Source organism: Okeania sp. SIO2B9 (assembly GCF_010672505.1).
Lineage (GTDB): Bacteria > Cyanobacteriota > Cyanobacteriia > Cyanobacteriales > Microcoleaceae > Okeania > Okeania hirsuta.
Genome location: NZ_JAAHGK010000549.1, coordinates 1 through 4,770 on the forward strand (window position 1 = coordinate 1; position 4,770 = coordinate 4,770).

Sequence of the window (4,770 nt, forward strand, 5' to 3'; positions counted from 1 at the left end):
TAAGGACTTGAAAGTTGATGAGTAAGTAACAGTTGAAAAGTACTCAAAATTAGTTTCATCAGGTAAGTAGGAAATAGTTAGTGATTGATATTTTTTTTAGATTGATCACTAACTATTGTTATGGATCGACTTAGGTCAACTATTGTTAACTAGCTATCAGCATTTCAGCACTCAACAGATGATTGATAAATATATTGGGGATGGGAAGATTACATAATTATTTGTATACTTGTATTTCAGATAAAATTGCTTTTTTACTCTCTTGCTCAACTTTCAGCTTTTGTGAAGTAACTGTAGCGTTTTATGACAATTTCCCGTATAATAAGATGCCCCTATTTCCTCTAAATTAAGTGGAATCATCCCCACTGCATGAGCACCATCTATCTACTAATGTATCCACACCTCGTTTAGCTAATTCTTTTACCAGTTGTTTAATGGGAAATACAAATGGTGTTTGACTACTAATGTGGTCAAGCAATGCGAGTTTTGTTCTTGGTGAAATATGTTTGATAACTGCTTCAATTATTTGTTGCGGAGACTCTACTGGAAAAGGTAGAGATGCGACTATCACTTTTACACCTGTGCGATCGCTAACAAAATTCAGGGCATTACGACAAGCGTTGTATTCTTGGTCTGTGGTTAATAACTCATCGGTGGGGGAAAAGTTGAGTGAGCGTAATACTGCATTTATCCCAGTGGTTGCATTTGGAACAAATACTAACTTCTCTGACTTTGTACCTACAAATTTTGCTAACTTTTCTTTACCTTCATCCAGTAGAGTTTGAAACTCTCGGACAAAAAAATGCACTGCTTATGTTTCCAACTGTTCCTGCAGTCTCATCTGAGCTGTCAATACCTGCAATGGACATGCTTCAAAAGACCCATGATTGAGAAAAGTAACATTTTGGTTAACAGACCAATATAGAGGCTAGTTATTGGTATGTTCGTACTGAAACATTAATTTATTAGTTCTAGAATCTTGAACTTAAGATTTTAGTATAAAAATAGAACTACTAACTATTCTCTAGGTCAAGAACCTAAAATTTTTAAACTCCCCGGGCGGGATTCGAACCTGCGACCAATCGGTTAACAGCCGACCGCTCTACCGCTGAGCTACCGAGGAATATGTAACTTTATCTCTGAGCTACGATTACTAATCTTAACCCTAACTCAACATATTTTGCAACCCTTTTTTATATTTTTTTTATTAATAGTTATAATAATTTAGTTTTATTAAACTAATTTGACTTTCAGGTATTATTATGGTAATAAGTAAAAGCTATTTACCCATTCTTAGTTCAGCTAGGCGCTTTTGAGACTCTAGGTCTAGGTAATTAGCCAAAAAACGGCCTGATGTTCTTTTGCTTCGTTGACATCTACGCCGAACGCTACTTGCTACACTTTCAATGTCATGGGCAAGCTGTTGAGAAGATATCCATTCTGCACCATAACCTACCACAGTAAGTTGTTGAACACGATCTGAAGTCGCAACAATTAACCTACTCTTAGACAGGCGCATCTCTTGACGAAGATTAGCACAAGCTTTTTCTATATATGTATCTGCTGTCTGGCCGAATTCTGTATAATAAACAGATAAACGATCGGTAATAACCTCTTTAACTGTAGGAGTATACTGGTATTGAGAATCAAATACTATACGAGTATTCAAATCTTGACTAGCACTATAATTTACCATCGCTTCTATCAAATCTCGTCTTGCTGTTTCCAAGCCATGAATCCTAAAGCTTTCTTGGAGGCGAGGCCAGATACCAATAACATTATAGCCATCTACGAGCATAACCTTTCGTCTTAAAGAGCGTGACATGATTCAAAGGGATAATTCTCCACAGAATGTTAACAAATACTAATGTAATATAACATTTATTCAGATTCTATAGTGGTCAAAAAAAATAATCCCTAAACTTTCAAAGCTTGAGAGTTTAAGGATCAGAAATTTTACTGTAATAGTGAGATAAATTTTCTATAGATTAATATTTTCCACAAGGACATTGATTCTTCTTAACCTATTTTTTGGAGATTAAAGTTTTATCTCAGGGAGGTATCGAATCACTATCTGCCTAGTTTGATTTTTTCTATTTCTACTATCATCCCTATCTACCATTCCTCCTTCTTAATACTTTGTATCTTTGTATCTTTGAGAGTAATGTAGATTAGGAAGTTCAAGTTTAAGCCAAATATTTAACTGATTGAGGGTGCTAGGGGCAGCTCTAAGTCCCGCGCTATATCTGAAAGATTAGCGCCGGGATACATGGACTCCCCCAAGCTGATTTGATCCGTTCAACCCCCCACTAAAATCATCAATGTAAAAGTCAGCATCGGGAGGATGTCACTCAAACTTTTCTTCAACAGTTTCGGGTTTCTGTATTACTGCTTGACCTCGATCTAATACAAATGCTCCATCACAATAATCCAGCTCATTTAGACGATGAGTAACCCACAGAGCAGTAATACCTCTGTTTTTCACCAAGCTTTGAACTTGAGTGACCAAATCTAATTGACTGTCTGGGTCAAGTAAAGCAGTAGGTTCGTCCAACAGCAAGATGTCACAATTACGAGCAATAGCTCCAGCGATCGCTATCCTTTGTTTTTGACCCCCGCTTAAAGCATATATAGGACGCCTTTGTAAATCTAAAAGATTGACTGCTGTTAAAGCATCTTCTACCCGATGACGAATTTGAAGTTGAGAAAGTCTCTCTTCAACCAGTCCAAAAGCAACATCTGCTCCCACAGTAGGCATCACCAATTGATGGTCAGGATTTTGGAAAACAAAACCCATTCGCCCTTCAAAATGAATTTTTCCAGACTGAGGAAACAAAAGTCCTGCCAATACCCTTAACAAAGTTGATTTACCACTACCATTAGTACCCAAGAGCATCCAGAATTCTCCTTTAGGTACTTTTAGAGAACAAGAACGTAAAACCTGACTACCATTAGGCCAATCAAAACAAAGGTCTTGTACTACAATCGCTGGACGAGTAATTTGAATACTGTTATCCCTAGGGTTCATTGTGTCAGAGCAACAAAACCAGGTGGTCTTCCAGTAGCTGCAGCACCAGATTTTTGGGAAATCTGGACACCAGAAATTTCACTGGCTAGTATAGCAATCTTTTTATCAGGCATTTTCTCACAAGTAAGTTCTATAACTTGAGGATTACCAGAACGAATAGACTCAAGGACTTGTTGATAAACAGCTTCAGCATCCTCAGCTAACTTACGTTGTACTGAAAATGGTGCGGGGGTATATTTCACAATAATGTCAATAGTGAACATTTCTTAGTGATAAGTATAATAAACGTTATACATAAATATAGTCATATATATTCAAACAATGTCAAATATCTTCGTGAATTTGTACAAAAGAGCGACTAAGTATTTGACAAAATTTAATAACTCTCGGCCATACGTTTCATGCCCTAATCAAGTTGGCTGAGAATTCAAGGCTAAATTACCATCACAGAATCTTGCGTAGTGGCCTGTTAAGCTTTAAATGTTGTATTAGGGCGTGTCATCAATTAAAGAGGTTGACATTAAAATTATAATATGCTTATGAATAATAACTATCAGGAATAACAAATGATGCCGAGGAGCAGGTGATAGAGCCTTTGACCTACAGAGGAAAAGAAGTAGTGATTCCTCCGAAAAAAAACTGCGCGTGAACTTCGTAATTACGATGAGATATTGTATCAAGCACGTCTATGAATTGAAAATTTTTTCGCGCCTTCTCAAACAATATAGAGCGATCGCTACTAGATAAGATAAACGTTCAGTAAACTTTCTGGGAGGAATTCCTACAGGTAGAATCAGTCATTTTATTGGCATAGCGATCGCCATCTCCACAAACCATACAATACCCATTTTGTCAAATTTTTAATTGATGACACGCCCTAGGGTTTTGGACAAAAACAATATATAGTTTAGATTTTGCCATTTTCCTATTACCCTATTTTAGGCTTGACACAACAGTAGTGGACTGACACAGCTAAAATTGTGCATTAGCTTTTAACTTGAAAATTCTTACTTTTGACTTTTGACTTTTGAATTGAATCTAATGCACCATTTAAGGTGTGTCGGTCCAGTAGGTTTGTATCGTACCGCCAGCAAAGGATTAATCAATAAGGTGCGTGAACGGGTCTGTTAATATAATCAAAAAAGCAGCTCCCTTTTGTCTTTGACTATTGGATAGAGGGTTTTGAAGTTCACGAGGGTCAGGGTGACACCTGCGATCCGAAGAATATGTCTTATGTGACTATATTTTTATCAACTATTAACATTGTCCATTTTAAATACTTATCCAACTGCCAATCTGTACTTTGAATACTTTTGGCACAGCTCTTGATTCCCTATAAGATTTAAACAAAGTTATCTGAGCTTGCCCCATAACCATTGAGAATACTTAACTTCAAAGTCTAAATCTAAAATATAAAAAACAAATCGTCTCTAAAAACTATTTTTTTTTGTTGCTCCAACGAGAAATTATCTATATAATGATAACTAAGGTAAAGAAATTTAAACAATGTTTACAAAACCTCTCATATTCTGCTATGGCAGAACAATAATTATTAAGAGAAGGTTGAGATAAAAACGTTACCTGTAGTTATCATAATTATTTGGAGAATTCCGTAATGACTGTAGCAGTCGGACGCCCGCAGAGTCAAAGAGGACCATTTGATGTCCTGGATGACTGGCTGAAACGCGATCGCTTCGTATTTGTAGGCTGGTCTGGTATACTCTTGTTCCCATGTGCATTCC

Annotated in this window: 4 protein-coding genes, 1 tRNA gene and 1 pseudogene; 1 reads left to right on the top strand and 5 read right to left on the bottom strand. The window is 36.6% G+C overall.

Annotated features, from left to right (window positions below):
• Positions 1 to 346 precede the first annotated feature (346 nt).
• The 5 genes from F6K13_RS18865 to F6K13_RS18885 form a co-directional block, all read right to left on the bottom strand.
• The gene (locus F6K13_RS18865) at positions 347 to 808 is read right to left on the bottom strand and encodes an aminotransferase class V-fold PLP-dependent enzyme (RefSeq protein WP_240038923.1); all 462 of its coding nucleotides are present in this window, start codon (positions 806 to 808) and stop codon (positions 347 to 349) included.
• A 243-nt stretch (positions 809 to 1,051) separates the two neighbouring features.
• Positions 1,052 to 1,123: transfer RNA gene (locus tag F6K13_RS18870), tRNA-Asn, on the bottom strand.
• A gap of 156 nt (positions 1,124 to 1,279) precedes the next feature.
• Positions 1,280 to 1,825, bottom strand: coding sequence for an NYN domain-containing protein (locus F6K13_RS18875; protein ID WP_124144688.1), 546 nt, complete (start codon positions 1,823 to 1,825; stop codon positions 1,280 to 1,282).
• A 522-nt stretch (positions 1,826 to 2,347) separates the two neighbouring features.
• Positions 2,348 to 3,028 (bottom strand): energy-coupling factor ABC transporter ATP-binding protein, encoded by a 681-nt coding sequence (locus F6K13_RS18880; protein WP_124144687.1) that lies wholly within the window; start codon positions 3,026 to 3,028, stop codon positions 2,348 to 2,350.
• The gene (locus tag F6K13_RS18885) at positions 3,025 to 3,291 is read right to left on the bottom strand and encodes a hypothetical protein (protein ID WP_124144686.1); all 267 of its coding nucleotides are present in this window, start codon (positions 3,289 to 3,291) and stop codon (positions 3,025 to 3,027) included. The genes F6K13_RS18880 and F6K13_RS18885 overlap by 4 nt, the downstream gene beginning before the upstream one ends.
• 1,352 nt (positions 3,292 to 4,643) lie before the next feature.
• On the opposite strand from F6K13_RS18885, the pseudogene F6K13_RS18890 reads away from it, so the two are divergent.
• Positions 4,644 to 4,770, top strand: a pseudogene (locus tag F6K13_RS18890) (photosystem II D2 protein (photosystem q(a) protein)); the annotation flags it as partial.

Bases quoted from the DNA above. Each gene is read 5' to 3' on its own strand.
- F6K13_RS18885 (WP_124144686.1), bottom strand. From the start codon at position 3,291: ATGTTCACTATTGACATTATTGTGAAATATACCCCCGCACCATTTTCA.
- F6K13_RS18880 (WP_124144687.1), bottom strand. From the start codon at position 3,028: ATGAACCCTAGGGATAACAGTATTCAAATTACTCGTCCAGCGATTGTA.
- F6K13_RS18875 (WP_124144688.1), bottom strand. From the start codon at position 1,825: ATGTCACGCTCTTTAAGACGAAAGGTTATGCTCGTAGATGGCTATAAT.